Annotated in this window: 16 protein-coding genes and 1 tRNA gene; 16 read left to right on the forward strand and 1 reads right to left on the reverse strand. The window is 37.8% G+C overall.

Translation table 11 applies throughout. The features are described from left to right. Nucleotides 1-138: 138 nt before the first annotated feature. Nucleotides 139-223, reverse strand: a tRNA-Tyr gene (locus tag AACQ79_RS00445). 188 nt (nt 224-411) lie between these two features. On the opposite strand from AACQ79_RS00445, the gene AACQ79_RS00450 reads away from it, so the two are divergent. From AACQ79_RS00450 to AACQ79_RS00525, 16 genes are all read left to right on the forward strand, one after another. After that, nucleotides 412-561 carry a hypothetical protein gene (locus AACQ79_RS00450; RefSeq protein ID WP_170899536.1) on the forward strand — a complete coding sequence of 50 codons (150 nt, stop codon included), beginning with the start codon at nt 412-414 and terminating at the stop codon, nt 559-561. A 146-nt stretch (nt 562-707) separates the two neighbouring features. After that, complete coding sequence (locus AACQ79_RS00455; protein ID WP_170899537.1) at nt 708-1,760, forward strand: efflux RND transporter periplasmic adaptor subunit; 1,053 nt, start codon at nt 708-710, stop codon at nt 1,758-1,760. Next, entirely contained in the window at nt 1,760-4,870 is a 3,111-nt protein-coding gene (vexH, locus tag AACQ79_RS00460; RefSeq protein ID WP_170899538.1) for a vibriobactin export RND transporter permease subunit VexH, read from the forward strand. Before AACQ79_RS00455 ends, vexH begins: the two co-directional genes overlap by 1 nt. 305 nt (nt 4,871-5,175) lie before the next feature. Then, entirely contained in the window at nt 5,176-5,703 is a 528-nt protein-coding gene (locus AACQ79_RS00465) for an arsenate reductase/protein-tyrosine-phosphatase family protein (RefSeq protein WP_170899539.1), read from the forward strand. A 301-nt stretch (nt 5,704-6,004) separates the two neighbouring features. Beyond that, on the forward strand, nt 6,005-7,123 hold the full coding sequence (gene wecB, locus AACQ79_RS00470; RefSeq protein ID WP_170899540.1) for a non-hydrolyzing UDP-N-acetylglucosamine 2-epimerase: 1,119 nt from the start codon (nt 6,005-6,007) through the stop codon (nt 7,121-7,123). A gap of 17 nt (nt 7,124-7,140) precedes the next feature. Then, a complete protein-coding gene (vpsB, locus tag AACQ79_RS00475; protein ID WP_170899541.1) occupies nt 7,141-8,379 on the forward strand; it encodes a UDP-N-acetyl-D-mannosamine dehydrogenase VpsB in 1,239 nt (412 codons plus the stop codon). A gap of 11 nt (nt 8,380-8,390) precedes the next feature. After that, complete coding sequence (locus tag AACQ79_RS00480; protein WP_013857366.1) at nt 8,391-9,722, forward strand: UDP-glucose dehydrogenase family protein; 1,332 nt, start codon at nt 8,391-8,393, stop codon at nt 9,720-9,722. A gap of 45 nt (nt 9,723-9,767) precedes the next feature. Then, nucleotides 9,768-10,688 (forward strand): glycosyltransferase family 2 protein, encoded by a 921-nt coding sequence (locus tag AACQ79_RS00485; RefSeq protein ID WP_013857365.1) that lies wholly within the window; start codon nt 9,768-9,770, stop codon nt 10,686-10,688. After that, on the forward strand, nt 10,678-11,907 hold the full coding sequence (locus tag AACQ79_RS00490; RefSeq protein WP_064624714.1) for a lipopolysaccharide biosynthesis protein: 1,230 nt from the start codon (nt 10,678-10,680) through the stop codon (nt 11,905-11,907). Before AACQ79_RS00485 ends, AACQ79_RS00490 begins: the two co-directional genes overlap by 11 nt. After that, nucleotides 11,897-13,096, forward strand: a complete 1,200-nt coding sequence (locus AACQ79_RS00495; protein ID WP_013857363.1) for an O-antigen ligase family protein — start codon at nt 11,897-11,899, stop codon at nt 13,094-13,096. Before AACQ79_RS00490 ends, AACQ79_RS00495 begins: the two co-directional genes overlap by 11 nt. After that, nucleotides 13,089-14,240 carry a glycosyltransferase family 4 protein gene (locus tag AACQ79_RS00500; protein ID WP_064624716.1) on the forward strand — a complete coding sequence of 384 codons (1,152 nt, stop codon included), beginning with the start codon at nt 13,089-13,091 and terminating at the stop codon, nt 14,238-14,240. Before AACQ79_RS00495 ends, AACQ79_RS00500 begins: the two co-directional genes overlap by 8 nt. Continuing rightward, nucleotides 14,233-15,555: a phenylacetate--CoA ligase family protein gene (locus AACQ79_RS00505; protein WP_064624719.1), complete on the forward strand. Its 1,323-nt coding sequence runs from the start codon at nt 14,233-14,235 to the stop codon at nt 15,553-15,555. The genes AACQ79_RS00500 and AACQ79_RS00505 overlap by 8 nt, the downstream gene beginning before the upstream one ends. Before the next feature lies 1 nt (nt 15,556). After that, nucleotides 15,557-17,050: a hypothetical protein gene (locus tag AACQ79_RS00510; RefSeq protein WP_170899542.1), complete on the forward strand. Its 1,494-nt coding sequence runs from the start codon at nt 15,557-15,559 to the stop codon at nt 17,048-17,050. Then, the gene (locus tag AACQ79_RS00515; RefSeq protein ID WP_096036184.1) at nt 17,050-17,502 is read left to right on the forward strand and encodes a serine O-acetyltransferase; all 453 of its coding nucleotides are present in this window, start codon (nt 17,050-17,052) and stop codon (nt 17,500-17,502) included. The genes AACQ79_RS00510 and AACQ79_RS00515 overlap by 1 nt, the downstream gene beginning before the upstream one ends. Then, nucleotides 17,499-18,671 (forward strand): hypothetical protein, encoded by a 1,173-nt coding sequence (locus tag AACQ79_RS00520; RefSeq protein WP_064624729.1) that lies wholly within the window; start codon nt 17,499-17,501, stop codon nt 18,669-18,671. The genes AACQ79_RS00515 and AACQ79_RS00520 overlap by 4 nt, the downstream gene beginning before the upstream one ends. A gap of 37 nt (nt 18,672-18,708) precedes the next feature. Continuing rightward, nucleotides 18,709-19,437, forward strand: coding sequence for a WecB/TagA/CpsF family glycosyltransferase (locus AACQ79_RS00525; protein WP_096036185.1), 729 nt, complete (start codon nt 18,709-18,711; stop codon nt 19,435-19,437). The last annotated feature ends 53 nt before the right edge of the window (nt 19,438-19,490 follow it).

Raw genomic sequence — 19,490 nt, forward strand, 5'->3', positions numbered from 1 at the left:
TCGAAGGCGGAGCCGGCAGATTTACAGTCTGCTCCCTTTGGCCACTCGGGAACCCCTCCGGGTGTTTTCCTATTCTAAAAATAGGCTTGAATGATGTTTTCCCAACGTATCAATCAAGGTTTCTCTTGCGAGAGAATATGGTGGAGGGGGACGGATTCGAACCATCGAAGGCGGAGCCGGCAGATTTACAGTCTGCTCCCTTTGGCCACTCGGGAACCCCTCCAGAGGGTTTTCATACAATGTGATTTATAGTGTTTATAACGACACTATTGGCTCACAGTATGCTTAAACAACGTTTTCCCAACGCATTGCTCAAGTGCGGAGCGCATGATAGCAAACTCGCTCTCTCTGTAAAGCCTTTTTCTTATGATTTTGAATTGAATGCTGCCTTTTTGGGCAAAGGGAGGAGGAATGGATAGTTTTGCTCTATTTATACCCTTCCCACTTGAAGCTGCAGCGGTGTTTGGCTACGTTCGCTCACCCCAATCACATAGTTTATCTATGCTCATGGGGATGAACTTACTTGCCGCCTACCTGCAACTTCAAGTTGTTTGGGTATAGCCTGTGTGTGACGCCTAAAAAGCAGCCGGAGGAGGCTAAGTTATGACGCACGTTACAGATATTTAATAAGATTTACACTCCTTGACGTTCGAGCGTCGTATAAGCAGTTACAATTCAATCAGTCTATTTATTGTTGAATAAAAACTATGAAAAACACGTCTATTCTTTCGTTAATGATGGTTACCTTGCTTACCACACCGTTAAGTGCGTTCGCTGCGCAAGCACCACAAGCCGTTGCGGTGGTCGCAGAGCGTGTGGCAACTCATCAAGTGTCTCAGTCTCTTTCACTGATTGGTAAATTAGAAGCTGAACGAGCAGTGGAGATCTCATCTGAAGTTTCGGGAAAGGTCAGCCATATTGCGATTAAGGCTAATCAAGAGGTCAAGAAAGGTCAGCTCTTAATTCAGCTTAATGATGATAAAGCCAAAGCCGCACTTTCAGAGGCTCAAGCCTATTTGAACGATGAACAGCGTAAGTTGAAAGAGTTTGAACGTTTGGTCAAACGGAATGCCATTACCCAAACGGAAATCGATGCGCAAAAAGCGAGTGTTGATATTGCTCAAGCACGTTTAGATGCAGCAAACGCAAATTTAAACGATCTGCGCATTAGCGCGCCATTTAATGGCACCGTTGGTTTTATTGATTTTAGTTTGGGCAAAATGGTCAGTGCAGGGACGGAATTGCTGACTTTAGATGACCTATCGGTGATGCAACTCGATATCCAAGTGCCAGAGCGTTACCTTTCGTTAATCAGTAAAGGTATGACGGTGACGGCGAAGAGTAATGCTTGGGCAAAAAACGAGTTTACCGGCAAAGTTGTGGGTATTGATTCTCGCATTAACCGTGAAACCTTGAATTTGCGTGTCCGTATTCATTTCGATAACCAAGATGGCAAGCTAAAACCCGGGATGTTGCTTTCTACTAAGTTGAATTTCCCAGCGATTGAAGCGCCCATTATTCCCGTTCAAGCACTCGAATATTCAGGCACTAAACGCTATGTCTATGTGATTGATAGCAATAATAAAGTAATACGCACGGAAGTTTGGCTTGGCGCGCGGATCGACAATCAAGTGGTGATTGATAAAGGTTTAGCCGTTGGCGATAAGATTGTGGTGCAAGGCATCGTGAATATGAGAAACGGCATTGTCGTTACTGAAGTCAATGTGGATGGCTCACCGATACAAAAGGATGACAAATAATGTGGTTATCCGATGTTTCAGTGAAGCGCCCTGTGGCGGCGGTGGTATTAAGCTTACTGTTGTGCGTTTTTGGTCTAGTGTCATTTTCTAAGCTTTCGGTCCGGGAAATGCCTGATATTGAAAGCCCGGTGGTTTCAATCAGTACTCGTTATGCAGGGGCTTCAGCTACCATCATTGAAAGCCAAATCACTTCTGTATTGGAAGATCAACTGGCAGGCATTAGCGGGATTGATGAAATTGAATCCACCACGCGTAATGGCATGTCACGGATTACTGTTACATTTGAACTGGGTTACGATCTCAATACTGGTGTGAGCGATATCCGCGACGCCGTTGCGAGAGCGCAGCGCTCATTACCCGATGAAGCAGATGATCCAACCGTATTCAAAAATAATGGCTCTGGTGAAGCTTCTTTGTACATTAATCTCAGTTCTTCAGAGATGGATCGAACCCAACTGACCGATTATATCGAACGAGCTTTGATTGACCGCTTTAGTTTAATCTCTGGCGTCAGTTCTGTGGATGTGTCTGGTGGTCTTTATAAGGTGATGTATGTCAAGCTCAAGCCGAATCTGATGGCTGGGCGTGGTGTCACGACTTCTGATATATCAAGTGCATTGCGCAGTGAAAATATTGAAAGCCCGGGCGGGGAAGTGCGTAACGATTCGACAGTAATGTCGGTGCGTACCGACCGAGCGTACAAAACGGCTCAAGATTTTGACTATTTGGTGGTTAAGCGCGCAAGTGACAATTCGCCGATTTACTTAAAAGATGTCGCGGATGTCTTCATCGGCGCTGAGAACGAAAACTCAACCTTCAAAAGCGACGGTGTGGTTAATGTGAGCATGGGCATTGTGCCACAGTCAGATGCTAACCCCTTGGATGTGGCGCAGCGTGTCCATCAAGAAGTCGATAATATTCAGCAGTTTCTACCCAAAGGAACGCGCTTGGCCATTGACTACGACTCGACCGTCTTTATTGATCGCTCAATTTCGGAAGTGTACAGCACACTGTTTATCACGGGTGGTTTAGTGATTTTGGTACTGTACATTTTTATCGGCCAAGTTCGGGCAACGCTAATCCCAGCCGTTACTGTGCCAGTATCATTGATCTCTTCTTTTATTGCCGCTTACTATTTCGGATTCTCCATTAACCTTATCACCTTGATGGCGCTGATTCTTTCCATCGGTTTGGTTGTTGATGATGCGATTGTGGTGGTGGAAAATATATTTCATCACATAGAACAGGGAGAGAAGCCACTGCTGGCGGCTTATAAAGGGACGCGCGAAGTCGGCTTTGCCGTGATTGCCACCACATTGGTATTAGTGATGGTCTTTTTACCGATCTCTTTTATGGACGGTATGGTCGGCCTGTTGTTCACCGAGTTCTCTGTACTTTTGGCCATGTCGGTTCTCTTTTCATCGCTAATAGCGTTAACTTTAACGCCCGTTCTCGGTAGCAAGATTTTAAAGGTCAATGTCAAACCAAACCGTTTTAATCGTTTTGTTGATCGTGTTTTTGGCCGTTTAGAAGCGGGTTACAAATCCTCTTTACGTTTTGCTATCAGTTGGAAATGGGCTGCACCGCTCGTCATCCTTGCATGCGTTGGTGGTAGTTATTTTCTGATGCAGAAAGTGCCTTCTCAGCTTACGCCTTCAGAAGATCGCGGTGTTATTTTTGCCTTTGTGCGCGGAGCGGATGCGACCAGTTATAACCGGATGTCGGCCAATATGGATCTTGTTGAGCAGCGGTTAATGCCTTTGGTTGGCAAAGGTTTTCTCAAGTCGTTTAGTATTCAATCGCCCGCGTTCGGTGGGCAAGCGGGTGATCAGACGGGTTTTGTTATCATGATTTTGGATGACTGGAACGAACGAAGCATCACCGCTCAACAAGCATTAGGGCAGGTAAAAAAAGCGCTAACGGGAATTCCCGATGTACGAGTTATGCCCTTTATGCCCGGCTTTCGTGGTGGCTCTAACGAGCCTGTTCAGTTTGTGTTAGGTGGGTCAGACTATCCTGAACTCAAAAAATGGGCTGAATTGTTAAAAACGGAAGCTGAAAATTCCCCCTTTATGGAAGGTGCTGACACCAATTATTCCGAAAAGACACCTGAACTGGTGGTGACGATTGATAGGCAGCGTGCCGCGGAATTGGGGATCAGTGTCGCGGATATTTCAGATACGTTAGAAGTGATGCTCGGCGGGAAGAGTGAAACCAGCTTTGTTGAGCGTGGCGAAGAGTATGATGTTTATCTCCGTGGGGACGAAAATAGCTTCAATAACGCCTCCGATTTAAGCCAGATCTACATGAGAACCGCATCCGGTGAGCTTGTTACACTGGATGCACTTGCGAAAGTGGAAGAAGTGGCATCATCAATCCGCTTGTCTCATTACAATAAGCAAAAGGCGATCACGGTTACTGCAAACTTATCTGATGGCTATACGTTGGGTGAAGCATTAGATTTTCTTGACAAGAAAGCGATAGAGATACTTCCTAGTGATATTTCTGTTAGCTATTCTGGAGAGTCAAAAGATTTTAAAGAAAACCAATCGAGCGTAGCCATTGTATTTGCGTTAGCGCTGCTTGTTGCCTATTTGGTGTTAGCTGCCCAGTTTGAAAGCTTTATCAACCCGTTAGTGGTGATGTTGACGGTGCCGATGGGTGTGTTTGGTGGCTTTCTTGGTCTATCAATTATGGGACAAGGTATCAACATCTATAGCCAAATTGGGATGATTATGCTGATCGGTATGGTGACCAAAAATGGCATTTTGATCGTTGAATTTGCCAACCAGCTGCGTGACCGGGGGGTTGAGTTTGAAAAAGCAATTATTGATGCTTCAGCAAGGCGCTTACGGCCAATCATGATGACAGCCTTTACTACTTTAGCAGGTTCCATCCCATTAATTATCTCGACAGGGGCAGGCTATGAAAGCCGAGTTGCGGTGGGTACGGTGATTTTCTTCGGTATGGGTTTTGCCACTTTAGTCACTCTGTTTGTTATCCCTGCGATGTATCGTTTGGTCTCGGCATCAACACGCTCTCCAGGTCATGTTGAAGCTGAACTTAACCAAGAACTGCTGCATGATGTTAAAACTAGAAGTGTTCACTGATTAACGTATCAAGAGCCTGCGCCCTGCAGGCTCTTCTTTGTTCACCGCTCACACCTATTCCATTCACCGTTATCTATGCCCATTAGATGAAATCACATGCGGCCGGCTTATCACATCAAGTTATTTGAATATACAAGCGAGATATCAAATGGTTAATGCCATTTTCGATAATCCATCAAAATAGCCAGTTCATTTTTTCTATTTAAATCTTAGGTATTAATTATAGATAGACTCAATTTTGAGACACCCATTGCAATGCGCCTTGCGATACTCTATCCACCTCTTTAATACAGAGACAAAATGAAGTGAATGCATCAGTAATGGCCATGGAAAATAAAAAACTCTCTATCCTCATCGTATGCATGGGAAATATATGCCGTTCACCGCTTTCTGAAGCTGTTTTGAGCCAAAAAGCGCAACAACAAGGAATTAATTTATTTGTTGAAAGCGCTGGTACTGTGAATTATCAAGTGGGCCGAAAACCAGATCCCAAAGCAATATCTGTCGCTGAGCAGCGTGGCTATTCAATGTCAAATTTAAGAGCAAGGCAGGTTTGTTCTGAGGATTTCGAAAAATTTGATCTTATTTTTGCCTTAGATAAAGCCAACTTAGCGGATCTGATTGACATTTGTCCTGCTAAACATAAAGAGAAACTTTCACTGTTTCTATCGCATAGTCACATCGGTGTCACGGAAGTCCCTGATCCTTACAAAGGAAATATTCATATGTTTGAACGGGTTTTGGAACTTATAGAGAGCGGGGCCCAAGGGATCATCGAACATATATCTAAACAATATCAATTAAAGGAAAGTGCAATGAAACTTTGTGTGTAGCACATAGAAAGTTTTATATGACTTTTTGATTACCTACCCCAAAAAACAAAGCAACAGTTTGGCAATTAATTTCTACTCATAGTTTGTAAGTAGGTGATTAAATATGGGTGGTTAATAAGTTTTCTCTTATATACATAAAGCAAAAAAAATGTGAAGAAAATGCGCATTCTAGAGGCGACATCTAGTGGCGGTAGCGTATTTAACCGTTGCTATTCACCATTTTTATCTGCTTTTTTGAAGAAATAGCGTTGAACAGTTTGTTCTTAACAGTCGTTTAGTTTAGCCCAAGGAAATAAATAAAGTGAAAAAAATACTCATTGCGTTTGGTACACGACCTGAAGCAATTAAAATGGCGCCTCTAGTTCATCAGCTTAAACAAGATAACCGCTTCGACACAAAAGTATGCGTCACTGGCCAGCACAGGGAAATGCTTGACCAGGTCTTAGAGTTGTTTGAAGTGGTGCCTGATTTTGATCTTAATATCATGGAACCAGGGCAAACACTGACGACAGTAACGACTAAAATCTTGAACGGTATGGAAACGGTTCTAAAAGATTTTCAACCAAACATCGTCTTAGTTCATGGCGATACCGCTACAACGTTTGCGACTTCACTTGCTTGTTATTATCAGCAAATTGCAGTCGGCCACGTTGAGGCTGGGTTACGCACTGGCAATATCTATTCTCCTTGGCCTGAAGAAGCGAACCGCAAGCTTACGGGTGCATTGACTCACTACCATTTCGCACCAACGGCAACATCTCAACAAAATTTATTGGATGAAAATTATTGCCTCGAGAACATCCATATTACTGGGAATACCGTCATTGACGCCTTGCTTATGATCCGTAACAAGATTCACAACGAGCAAGATCTCAATGCTACGCTGGCACACCAGTTTCCGATGCTTGATAACAATAAAAAACTCATTCTTGTTACAGGCCATCGCCGTGAAAGTTTTGGTGATGGATTTGAGCGTATTTGTGAAGCCTTATCCATCACAGCAAAGCGCCACCCTGACTGTCAAATTCTTTATCCGGTACATCTTAATCCGAATGTTCAAGAGCCCGTCAATCGTCTTTTAAAAGGCATTGAAAACATTTTCTTAGTGGATCCACAACAGTATTTGCCCTTTGTCTATTTGATGGACAGAGCACACATCATTTTAACCGATTCCGGTGGTATTCAAGAAGAGGCACCGTCGCTAGGGAAGCCTGTATTAGTGATGAGAGACACCACCGAACGACCTGAAGCGGTAAGCGCGGGTACGGTCAAGCTGGTTGGGACTAACACACAACTGATTTGTGAAGAGTTAGACCAGTTGCTTAGTGATGAGCGCGCTTACCAACTCATGAGTCAAGCACACAATCCATACGGTGATGGTAAAGCCTGTCAACGTATCGCCGACATTCTAGCAAGATAAGATTTAAGGAAAATAAGATGTTTAATAAAGTTTCTGTGATTGGTTTAGGGTATATCGGCCTACCAACGGCTGCCGTTATTGCTTCGCGTGGTATTGAAGTGATTGGCGTAGATGTCAATCAACACGCTGTCGATACAATCAACAAAGGTGAAATTCACATTGTCGAACCGGATTTAGATATCGTAGTTCGAAGTGCAGTGATGACTGGCAAACTAAAAGCAACCGTGACAGCTGAACCAGCTGATGCTTTCTTAGTGGCGGTACCCACACCATTTAAAGGTGATAATCACGAGCCTGATCTTAGCTATATAGAAGCCGCGGCCAAAGCGATTGCACCAGTTCTGGAAAAAGGCAACTTGGTGGTATTGGAAAGTACTTCCCCTGTCGGAGCGACAGAAAAGCTTTCCGCATGGCTAGCAGAGGCTCGTCCTGATTTAACTTTCCCACAGCACAAAGGTGACACGGCTGACATTAAGGTAGCGCATTGCCCAGAGCGAGTTTTACCGGGTTATGTACTACAAGAGTTGGTCAGTAATGACCGAGTGATTGGTGGCATGAGTAAATCGTGTAGCGAGAAAGCGATGACTCTGTATAAAACCTTTGTTAAAGGCGAATGCATCATCAGCAACTCTCGTACGGCGGAGATGGCGAAATTAACAGAAAACTCCTTTCGCGACGTCAATATTGCATTCGCGAACGAACTTTCCCTTATTTGTGAGAAATTAAAAATCAATGTTTGGGAATTAATTAAATTGGCCAACCGCCACCCTCGGGTCAATATATTAAATCCAGGACCAGGTGTTGGCGGGCACTGTATTGCAGTTGACCCTTGGTTTATTGTTAACAGCTGCCCAGAAGAAGCAAAACTGATTGCTGCTGCTCGTCATGTTAATGATGGTAAACCACACTGGGTCGTTGATCAGGTAAAACAAGCCGCAGATCAGTTCAAAAAACCAGTTATTGCTTGCTTAGGTTTGGCCTTTAAAGCCGATATTGATGATTTACGTGAAAGCCCAGCTTTAGACATCACTTTGCATTTAGCACAAGACAATATTGGACAAATTCTAGCGGTAGAGCCAAATATCCACCAATTACCGGGTAAGTTAACAGAACATGATGTTGAGCTAGTCTCGCTAGAGCGTGCTTTAGAGTTAGCCAATATCGTTGTGGTGCTGGTTGATCACCGAGATTTTAAAGAAGCAGATAAAACGGCGTTTGCCAAGAAAGTAGTGATTGATACTCGTGGTGTTGTATAAAAGGAATTAAGATGAAAGTAACATTTTACGGTATTGGATATGTAGGCTTGGTGCAAGCGGCTGTCCTTGCCGATGCTGGCCATGACATTTGCTGCGTTGATATAGACGAAAGCCGCGTTGAAAATCTTAAAAAGGGCATTATTCCTATTTACGAGCCAGGTTTAACCGCATTGGTTGAGAAAAACTACCAAGAGGGACGCCTTAGCTTTACGACCGATCCCAAAGTTGGCGTGGATTTTGGCGATTTGCAGTTTATTGCGGTTGGCACTCCTCCAGATGAAGATGGCTCTGCGGATTTAAAGTATGTCCTTAAAGTCGCTGAAACGATTGCGACATATATGCAATCACCAAAAATTATTATTGATAAGTCAACCGTGCCAGTAGGTACTGCAGATAAAGTTAGGAATACTATCCAAGCTATACTGGATAATAAAGGGTCTAAATTAACGTTCTCCGTCGTCTCTAATCCAGAGTTTTTAAAAGAAGGTGCGGCGGTTGATGATTGTAAGCGTCCTGACCGAATAGTGATTGGTACAGACTCAAGAGAAGCCGAAGAGTTAATGCGAGAGCTTTATGCTCCTTTTAATAGAAATCATGAAAAAGTTATTGTGATGGATATTAAAAGTGCTGAACTTACTAAATATGCTGCGAATTGTATGCTTGCCACAAAAATTAGTTTCATGAATGAAATGGCAAATATTGCTGAGCGGGTGGGTGCAAACATAGAGCAAGTTCGTCAAGGGATCGGTTCTGATTCCAGAATTGGTTTTCAATTTATTTATCCTGGCTGTGGCTATGGCGGATCGTGTTTTCCTAAAGATGTACAAGCGCTAGTTCGCACTGCCGATGAAATAGGATATGAGTCTCAAATTCTCAAAGCCGTAGAAGCGGTGAATTATGCGCAGAAACATAAACTATTTGAATATATTACAAAAGAGTTTGGCCCTGATCTGTCGGGAAAAACATTCGCCATTTGGGGATTAAGTTTTAAACCAAATACGGATGATATGCGTGAAGCACCGAGTCGAGTATTGATGCAGCAGTTATGGGAGGCAGGAGCAAGAGTACAAGCCTATGACCCAAAATCGATGGAGGAAACTCAGCGCATTTATGGGAGCCGAGAGGATTTAATGCTTATGGGCACAAAAGAAGCTGCACTAACAAACGCCGATGCATTGATTATTTGTACTGAATGGCAAAGCTTTAAAGCTCCAGATTTTGTCAAAATTAAAGAGCAATTAAAACAAGCCGTATTGTTCGATGGCCGAAATCTATTTGATCCGATACGGATGACCAAAAAAGGTTTTGTTTACTATAGTATCGGTAGGAATAAGTTGTCATAAATACAACTTAAAAACCTTCTCGAACAGAGATTTTAGGTCATAGGAATGACAAATAATAAAAAAAAGGTAACGATAGGGATCTGTACCTATCGTCGCCCTGAACAATTAAAGGAATTATTGGTTTCAATATTTGAAGCAAATGATACCAGTGAATTTATCTTAACTATAGCCATAGTTGATAATGATGAAAACCGAAGTGCAAATGAAGTTGCAAGTCTATTTTATAATGAAAATATAAATGTAATTTATCATTGTGAGTTTTCAAGGAATATATCTGATGTGCGTAATAAATGCATTGGAATCGCAAATGATAATGAATCAGACTACATTCTTTTTTTAGATGATGATGAAACTATCTCACCTAATTACTTCATTAGTTTAGCCAAGATGCTTAATCAGTATGATACAGATGTTGTGATTGGTCCTGTGATAACTTGCTATTATCCACAGACATCTCAATGGGTAATTGTTTCTAAACTCTTTGAAAGAGTTAGAAAAAAAACAGGTACTATACTTTCTACTGGTAATACAGGAAATGCTCTTGTATCTATGGCATTAATAGAAAAAGTCGGACTATTCAATAGAGCATTTGGACAGTCTGGAGGAGAGGATTCTGAGTTTTTCTATCGGTGTAAACAACATGGGGCAAAACTGACTTGGTGCGATGAAACTGAAGTCTTCGAATATTTGTCTCTTGATAGAGCTAATTTACAGTATGCTATAAAAAGAGGCAGGAGGGGAGGGCAAACCTTTTCTAAAATAAGAAAAAATCATTATTCTCTAGATAAAAAAGCAATTATAATTACCACTAGATCAATAGTTGGACTATTTGGGGTGTTAGCTTCACTTCCACTTATTGCTTTCACTGGGAAAAGAAAGGGAACTATTTTATTGGTAAATTCCATTGCTAGGCTCGGTCAAATTGAGGGATTGTTTGGCAGAGAGACTAAAATGTATGGTGAGTAAATTAATAAAATTATTTTATCAATTGTGTGGCGTGATTGATGTAGCAACAATAAGTGCGGCTAATTTTTTAATATCTTTTTTTATTATTAGAGAGTTAGGACCTAAAGACTATGCAGTATACATGAATTTTTTTTCAGGATTAATGCTGATCTCTACGCTTCAAAATGCATTTTTCCATACAACCTTATCCGTAAAATATGCAAAAATCTCTGAATATGAAATAAAAATCAGGAAGAGTAATGCACTGTGTGTATTTGCTAATATTATTCATATGGCTCTTATTGTACCTGCATTCTTTTTGGTCAAATATTTTGAATTTGAAAATTCATTGTTTTTTTTGGTGTACTGCTCTTTTTTTCTATATTTAAGTAGAGATTTGTATCGAGTATATAACTATGTATTCGAGCTTCGTGGCACGATAGTGTTGTCTGCTATTGTTTCACTTTTTACTACTATGTTAGGTTTATTGTATTTGTTCTTTAATGAAAGTGATGTGACTCTTAATTATATATATTTAGTGTCTATAATATCGGGTGTTATATCAATAGTAATTATTACTTATAAACTTAAATTTAGGCTACCAACAATAAGTGAAATGAAAGTATCTTATTATGACTTATGGAGTGTAGGCCGTTGGTCTTCTGTTGGTTCGTTAGCGACTTGGGCACAAAATAATAGTTATACCTATTTAGCTACACTCATTATTGGCGTTGAAGCAACAGCGGTTTTAGCTATAGCTCGATTAATTGTTATGCCAATAAATCTAGTAGCTTCTGGTATCTATATGTCTGAAAAACCTAGATGGGCTAAATTATATAAAAATGACAAAAATATACTTAAAAATGTCAGTGTAAAGATTATATTATCAATGTTTCTATTTATAACTGTTTATTCGATATTGGTATTAAGTAATTTTAACTATATAGAAATGATATTTGAAACTAAAGTTAGATTTGATCTATTATGCTGTTGGCTTTCTGTCTGCATGGTCCAAGTCTTTAAATTTTCAAACAGTAATATATTAAATGTAGCTGAGGAATTTAAATATTTAGCGGTTATGGGTGTTATTGTTTCTACTTTAGGCGTAGCCGCTTCAACAATATTAGGAACATATTATGGAGCCATTGGAATTATTGTTGGATACTTAATAGGTGAGCTTCTTCATTTCTGTTGTTCACAATATAAAATTATAAGTAAAAGGCTATTCTATGCAAATTAGCTATAAGAATTTCATATCTGGTCTGCTATTCGTATTCTTATTAAATTCTGCAGGAGTGTTTTCTCCATCATTGGCTGTTCGTGACAGTGATTTTGTGTCTGAAATTGAAATATCATCTAATATGGTTAATAGACTTATTATGTTGTCTTCATTCATGATTTCTATTGTTTTTTTGTTTAAAAATAATAAGGATTTTTTTAAAATTATTATTATAAAAGCTTGGCCTCTGTGGATATTGGTTCTGTATTCAATTATATCATGCCTTTGGTCTGAAATACCTTTGACTTCATTTACTAGATTATTACAACAAATATTTTTAATCACATTCATTTTGATGGTGATAAGATATTTATATTTTAATGATATCTTCAATGTGCTAAAGTTTTTTGCTATCGCTATTGTTATTATTGGAGTGTTAAGTATTCCATTCTCTTTTGCTTGGCAAGATATTGGATTTAGAGCGATACATGGACACAAAAATACTGCAGGGTATATTTATGCTCTATCTTTATTGATAGTTATGTATGATATTTTCATTAATAAAAATAAGAATAAATTAAATTTATATTTGTTATTTACTGTTTTTGTTTTGCTTATAATATCAAAATCCAAGACATCGTTAGCGCTAGTGATATCATCTTCAATCTTCATATATATGCTGATTAATTACCAGTGGTTAAAAGCGAAAAATGTCATTTTATCTATATTTTTTACTTCTGGTTTTGTTTTTTTAGCCCTCCTTTTAGTTGATACGAGTATATTGTCTGATTATGGGCTTGATTTTACTGGTAGAGCTATAATATGGGACTTTGTGATATTCGAGATGAATGATTATAAATGGCTAGGTTTTGGTTATCGTTCTTTTTGGGGAGTTGGTGATGCTGGACTTAGCGTGTTATATGGTGGGGATTTTGATTTCTTTATTACAAAGTTAAATCAATCACATAATACTTACTTAGATATTTGGATAATGTTAGGTTATATTGGTGTGCCAATATTTATTGCATTTGTCATTCATTCCATATTTGAAATAACTCGATCTAATTATTTATTCATAGCAATATTGTTTTTTTTGATCATTCATTCTTTTATGGAAACAGATTTCTTTAGAAGTAATAATTTATTATGGGTGCTTTATGTTCTTATCTATCTTTCTTCAATATGCCATAGGAAAATAATTAATGAATAGAAATGTTTTGTTTTTATCAAAAGATGCAAGTTGGCAAAGATATAGAAATGAAGTTCTCACTAAATTAACGCTTAACTATTACTGTAAAATTGATGTAATAACTGACGGTGAAATTAAAGATTATATAAAGCCATGTGCAAACTTAAACTATATATGCAGCACAGATATATTAAAATGGTCTAAACGTATTAATCTATTGCCTTATGCTTATAAATATATAATCCAATATAAACCGGATGTGATTCTAGCTCTTCCTAATAGTTCAAACCTAACCGAGCTAAGCTTATCTCTATTTTGTAAAATAACAAAAACAAAGCTTGTTTATTGGACGCATGGATACGACCATTGCCGCAGACCAGATAGTGGATTAAATGGTTTTTTAAATAAGATTAGAGTCTCTGTGATAAATAAATGTTTAAAGCAAGCAAATGCCATTATCGTGTTTTCTGAACCAGGGAAAGAATACCTTGTCGATAAAGGAATTGATAAGGAAAAGATATTTGTTGCTCCAAATACGCTTAATACAGAAAAGTTAATCAATAGCTATCTTCCTATAAAAGAAGAAGACATTAATAAATTCAAATCGGACAATAACATAGAAAATAAAACTGTATATCTTTTTTCAGGTCGTTTTAGATCTGGCAAACGGTTAGAAAACTTTATTAATGCTTTGGGAAAAGCAAAGAATAAAGATTCAGTAGCACTGGTTGTTGTCGGTGATGGAGAGATGAGAGAAAGCTGGCAAGAATTATGTAAATGTTTTGGTATACATGCATTGTTTTTAGGTGAGGTTTTTGATGAAGATCGGCTTGCAATAATATTTAAAAGTGCTGATTGGTTTGTAATGCCTGGCTATGTAGGATTAGCCATTGTACATGCATTTAGCGCTGGTTTACCACTGCTAAGTGAGGACATTTCGTTCCACAGTCCTGAAATAAATTTTTTGAAGCAAAATGTTAATGGAGTATTATTCAAAGAGAAAGATTTAAGTGCTTGGACTGCGTTTATTGAAGAGAAAGGGAATGATTTTCAGCTTAAAAATAGAATGTCTAAAGAGGCGTTAAATACAGTTCATAATGAAGCTAGTATAAATAATCAGATTCTTGCAATGTCTTTAGCCTTAGGTTTAGATAGAAATGTATAAAAGCTCACTTTATAAAAAGTCACCTATTTTTCTGCAAGAACTGATGATTAACATTAAATCGATTATATTTAAATTATTGAGAGAAAATTGGTTGTTTAAAAAAAGAATAAAAGAATTACATAGTAACCAATATATCTCTAGAGAGAAATTGCTTGAGCAACAAAGAAGCCTATTAAAGATAACATTAGATCAGGCTAAGGAACACGTTTCCTTTTATAAAAATGTAAAATCATCTAATATTGATGATTTTCCGCTCATTGGTAAGGAAGATATTCGTATCGCTCCCTGTGCATTTCTAAATGATTCTAAAAAATTTTCTTATACTTTTAAGTCTCAGACTGGAGGTACGACAGGTAAGCCACTAAACCTCTATTCCGGATTATCCGCGATTATAGAAGATCATGCTCAAAGTCATCGACAATTGACATGGGCTGGTTATCTTCCAGGTGATAAGCGAGTCTGGTTACGAGCTGATCTTATTGTTCCTCTAGAGCAAAATACCTCACCTTATTGGCGTCACAACAGGATTGATAAAATGTTAATGATGTCTGTATATCATCTGAGCGAGGAAACAGTTCGACAATATTTAGAGCAATTACATAATTATAAACCAAAAATAATTCAAGCTTATCCATCTGCAATATTTCTGTTTGCTAATTTAATTGAGTCATTAGGGTTAGCAGTAAACCTAAAAATTAAAGGGATTGTCCTTTCATCGGAATCTTGTTCTGATAATCAGAAACTAGTAATCGAACGCGTTTTTAATTGTAAGGTTTTTAGTTGGTATGGATTGAGTGAAAGGGTGGCAACGGCAGGTACGTGTAAATACGGTAAGATGCATTTAATTGAAGACTATGGCTATTATGAGTTTTCTGATGATAAATTAATTGCGACGGGATTCCATAACTCTAAAATGCCATTAATTAGGTATAACACAGAAGACATATTCTCTGGTGTTAGTTCCGAATTCAATCAATGTGAATGTGGTCTTCCATTTTTAACAATTAAAAGTATTCAAGGTAGAGAAGGTGAGTTTCTACTGTCAACTTCAGGGCGTAAGGTGCTTATTTTTAACCATATCCCAAAAAATGTGTGTGGTTTGGTTGAGCTTCAGCTTAAGCAAAAAAGAATAGATGAAATAATAGCTTTAGTTGTTGTTGATCGTCGATATGATCAACAATCAGAAAAAATTCTAGAAAAAAATATTAAAACATATTTTGGAGAAGATATGCGTGTTCTTGTTAAGAAAGTTTCATCCATTCCAAGAACAAAAAATGGAAAATTTAGGCAAGCGATTTTAGAGTTGGAACCTTAAAATGTTTAAAAGACAAATTCTTGTAAGTGACGCATCGAATGTTGAAGTTTCTGTCCCCAGTACATTCAGATGTATTGATTTTACTAAGTATTCAATTTATTTTGATAGTCATAATAAAGTATACCAGTACATAGGTAGATTTTTCTCCCTATTAATTGTAGGTGAGATAGTACATCCACAGTTTGATTCATTTGACTTAAGGATTATTGTTAATGAACTTGACAATTCAGATATAAGTTTTCCAATCATCAATAAATCTCTATCGAGGTGCTGTGGAAGATACTATTTATTTTATAGTGATAGTAAAGTTGATATGTTAAGAGCTGATGCAACATCACTTGCGCAAATTAATTTTTCTAGTAGTTACGGTTTGATAGCGACAGACATTAGTCTCTTGCAATATCAAAGTATTAAGCTTACACATAATGAAGAAGCCTATAAATTTTATAAGGAAGTCTTTCCAAAAAAAGGAAATGGTAATGCTTGGATCGGGCATGAAACTATCTTTAATGAGATAGAAAAAGTACTTCCTAACCATGCTTTAAGTATTAGAGATATGAAAGTTGTTCGTTATTGGCCTCAAGTTGAATTTAAGTACCATGATATTAATCAGGTTGTGACAGAAGTTGCAGAAGAACTTAAAGCCATTTTAAAAGCTTTTTCTGATGTATCACCATTATCAATCGCTGTTACAGCAGGTAATGATTCTAGGGTGATGGCCGCTGCTACAAAAGAAATTAAACATAGATGCTATTACTTTATTGATAAGTTGAAAAATTTAAATGACGATCATCCGGATATTGTCATCGGTAAGAGGATTTGTGATACACTTGGAGTGAAATATACGATCCATACTGATTTTTTAGATGTGGATAAAATACCTGATTCATTTAAAAATGAATATTCCAATTCTGTTTTTTACGCTACTGAAAAACGGCTCCCAGAAGTCTATAACTATTCTATAATCTTGCCTGAACATATCAACGTTTGCGGCGTCGGGGAATTTGGTCGATCTGTATATGGTACACCTAAAGAAAATATCGAGAGTAATTATTTGTGTTTTAAATATCAGTGTGTAAATTCACGCTTCTCCAATTTTCAGACAAATTTATGGTTAGCTGGTTGTAAAGAACATTTATATGCTAGCTCTTATCCCAAGAACTCATTATATTACATTGAACAAAAACTAGGTAACTGGGGGGCAGTTGGTAATTCTGAGTCAGATATAGCATTTGAGGAAGTCAATCCATTTGCTACACACTACATTATTGAACGTATGATTTGCTTGCCATACAAATATACAAAATACTATAACAATATTTTATTTAAAGAAATCATTCACTATCTAGCACCAGAAATTAGTTGTATACCAATAAATCCTCCTAGAAACTTTAAAGGGAAAATTGTTGATTATATAAAATCAGGATTGTTATTTAATATTATTGAACGATATAGGTATATAACGAAAAATATTATTGGGAATAAGGTGGCGTGATGAATTTGATATATTTTTATCGTATATCTCACTGGGCATACGTGAATCGAATTCCATTGATCCCAAATGTTATAAAAATTATTTCTTTTTTACTATTTAATTCCGTTGTCCCAGCTTCTGTGAAAATAGGGAAAAATTCCCGTTTTATGTATGGAGGGATAGGATGTGTCATTCATAAAAAATCGATTATTGGTAATAATGTTTGCTTAGGCCAGGGTATTACAATAGGAAGAAAGCTAAAAGAGTCATGTCCAGAGATAGGAAATGATGTATATATTGGTGCTGGCGCAAGGATTTTGGGTGACATAAAAGTTGGAAATAATATAATAATTGGAGCAAACGCTGTTGTTATTAATAGCATTCCAGATAACTCAATAGTTGCGGGTTCTCCGGCTAAGGTTGTGAAGATGATTGAACATTCTATTTGGCAAGAATTAGGTGACCTACTTTGATTAGTGTGGAAGATATCGTCTCTTCTTTATTAAGAGATGCAAAAATTAATGATTATGCTGGAAAGGATCCTTTTGATGGGTTAAATAGTAAATTTTTTTATTTTTTTCCTAGAGCCAAAACGGGCTTACTTGGTTTATTTTGGACTCAACTTCATAAGCGCTCTGCCATTAATTTTAGAACAGTATTCTTTGTTCCTGACAAGCGAAATCCTAAAGGGATTGGGTTATTTATTTTAGGCTTATTAGAAAACTATCAGTCAACAAATGAGCAGAGTTACCTAGATGAAGCGGTAGAGTTGGCTAATTGGTTGTTAACACAGCAGAGTGATAGAACTTTGTGGGGGCACAGCTGCTGGGGTTATCATTTTGATTGGAATGCACGCGCATTCTTTGTGCCAAAAGGTAAACCTAATGTAATCACGACTGTCTATGTTGCACAAGCACTTTGGGCGTTGGGGGAGATTATTAATAGTGATAAATATCGTGAGCCAGCAATTGATTCTGCGAATTTTATAGTTAAACATCTCTACACAGAACTAGATGGTGAATGTTTTTTCTCTTACATCCCAGGAGAGACCGCACTAGTATACAACGCCAGTTTATGGGGTGCCGCTTGGGTCGCAAAAATTGCTAGTATTACAGGTAATAGCCAGTATAAGAAATTGTCCTTAGCTGTTGCAAGACAATCAGTTTTAGCTCAAAGTTATGACGGTTCTTGGGTCTATGGTACAAGACACCACCATCAGTTTATCGACTCTTTCCATACGGGGTACAACTTAGAAGCCCTAACTCTATTGGCTGATTCTTTAAGTACGGATGAGTTTAAATCAAGTATTGAACTTGGCTTTAAATTTTATAAAACCCAATTTTTTGAAGCAGATGGTACTGCTAAGTATTACCATAATAACCGCTATCCTCTTGATATGCATAGCGTATCTCAGGCTGTGCTTACTCTGCTTAAAGTTGGTGGTACGGCTGATGACTTAATTATGGCCGATAGAATAATAAGTAATGCTATTGAAATATTATACTTAAAGAATAAGCGGAGATTTGTTTATCAGAAGAATCAATATTATACAAATAAAATTGATTATATTCGCTGGACAAAAGCATGGGTTTATTATTCGTTCTCATATTATCAACGTTATATTTTTTTGAATAAAAATTGAATTGATAATTTTATTACACATGGCGGTCATTAATTAGATGAAACGTATAGAATTTTTGGGATCTCCTATGGATATTGCTACAATGTCCGAGACAGTATCATTCATTGAGAATAAGATAAGCGAAGGTGGTTTTTTACAACATGTTGTAGTTAATGTGGCTAAGCTAGTAAATATGCAGACCGATCCTACGTTATCTGATTCAGTCAAGGGATGCGACTTAATTAATATTGATGGAATGGGAGTCGTTTTTGGTGCTCGATTTATGGGGCATAATGTTCCTGAGCGAGTAGCTGGTGTTGATCTATTTTACAATTTATTAGAAATGAGTGCTGGACGAGACTTCCCAGTGTTTTTACTTGGAGCAACATCTGACGTGGTCACTCAAACTGCGGATAAGGTTAAAAGACTTTATCCAGAATTGATTATTGCTGGTTACCATGACGGATATTTTTGGGATAATGAAGAGTTTGTTGTAAATAAAGTTAAGGAATCGGGAGCTAAGCTTTTATTCGTAGCAATTACTTCACCAAAAAAGGAAAATTTTATTAATAAATGGAAAGATGAACTAGGTGTTAACTTCGTTATGGGAGTCGGTGGGACATTTGATGTTGTTGCTGGCAAAGTAAATCGAGCCCCAGTTTGGATGCAAAATTCTGGTTTGGAATGGTTATACCGTATCATTCAAGAGCCTAGAAGAATGTGGAAGAGATATCTTGTTACTAATAGCAAATTTTTATTTTTATTATTGAAAGAAAAATTTTTATAGGATGAATTTGTATTTGTTTCTATTTTAACTATGGTTGATTTTTGTAAAGTTTT

Source organism: Vibrio sp. 3-2(1) (genome assembly GCF_963887575.1).
Lineage (GTDB): Bacteria > Pseudomonadota > Gammaproteobacteria > Enterobacterales > Vibrionaceae > Vibrio > Vibrio anguillarum.

What these genes read in the sequence shown, in the direction of transcription:
- AACQ79_RS00450 (WP_170899536.1), top strand. Translation starts at nt 412, where the DNA reads ATGGATAGTTTTGCTCTATTTATACCCTTCCCACTTGAAGCTGCAGCG.
- AACQ79_RS00455 (WP_170899537.1), top strand. Translation starts at nt 708, where the DNA reads ATGAAAAACACGTCTATTCTTTCGTTAATGATGGTTACCTTGCTTACC.
- vexH (WP_170899538.1), top strand. Translation starts at nt 1,760, where the DNA reads ATGTGGTTATCCGATGTTTCAGTGAAGCGCCCTGTGGCGGCGGTGGTA.
- vpsB (WP_170899541.1), top strand. Translation starts at nt 7,141, where the DNA reads ATGTTTAATAAAGTTTCTGTGATTGGTTTAGGGTATATCGGCCTACCA.
- AACQ79_RS00480 (WP_013857366.1), top strand. Translation starts at nt 8,391, where the DNA reads ATGAAAGTAACATTTTACGGTATTGGATATGTAGGCTTGGTGCAAGCG.
- AACQ79_RS00485 (WP_013857365.1), top strand. Translation starts at nt 9,768, where the DNA reads ATGACAAATAATAAAAAAAAGGTAACGATAGGGATCTGTACCTATCGT.
- AACQ79_RS00490 (WP_064624714.1), top strand. Translation starts at nt 10,678, where the DNA reads ATGGTGAGTAAATTAATAAAATTATTTTATCAATTGTGTGGCGTGATT.
- AACQ79_RS00495 (WP_013857363.1), top strand. Translation starts at nt 11,897, where the DNA reads ATGCAAATTAGCTATAAGAATTTCATATCTGGTCTGCTATTCGTATTC.
- AACQ79_RS00500 (WP_064624716.1), top strand. Translation starts at nt 13,089, where the DNA reads ATGAATAGAAATGTTTTGTTTTTATCAAAAGATGCAAGTTGGCAAAGA.
- AACQ79_RS00505 (WP_064624719.1), top strand. Translation starts at nt 14,233, where the DNA reads ATGTATAAAAGCTCACTTTATAAAAAGTCACCTATTTTTCTGCAAGAA.
- AACQ79_RS00510 (WP_170899542.1), top strand. Translation starts at nt 15,557, where the DNA reads ATGTTTAAAAGACAAATTCTTGTAAGTGACGCATCGAATGTTGAAGTT.
- AACQ79_RS00515 (WP_096036184.1), top strand. Translation starts at nt 17,050, where the DNA reads ATGAATTTGATATATTTTTATCGTATATCTCACTGGGCATACGTGAAT.
- AACQ79_RS00525 (WP_096036185.1), top strand. Translation starts at nt 18,709, where the DNA reads ATGAAACGTATAGAATTTTTGGGATCTCCTATGGATATTGCTACAATG.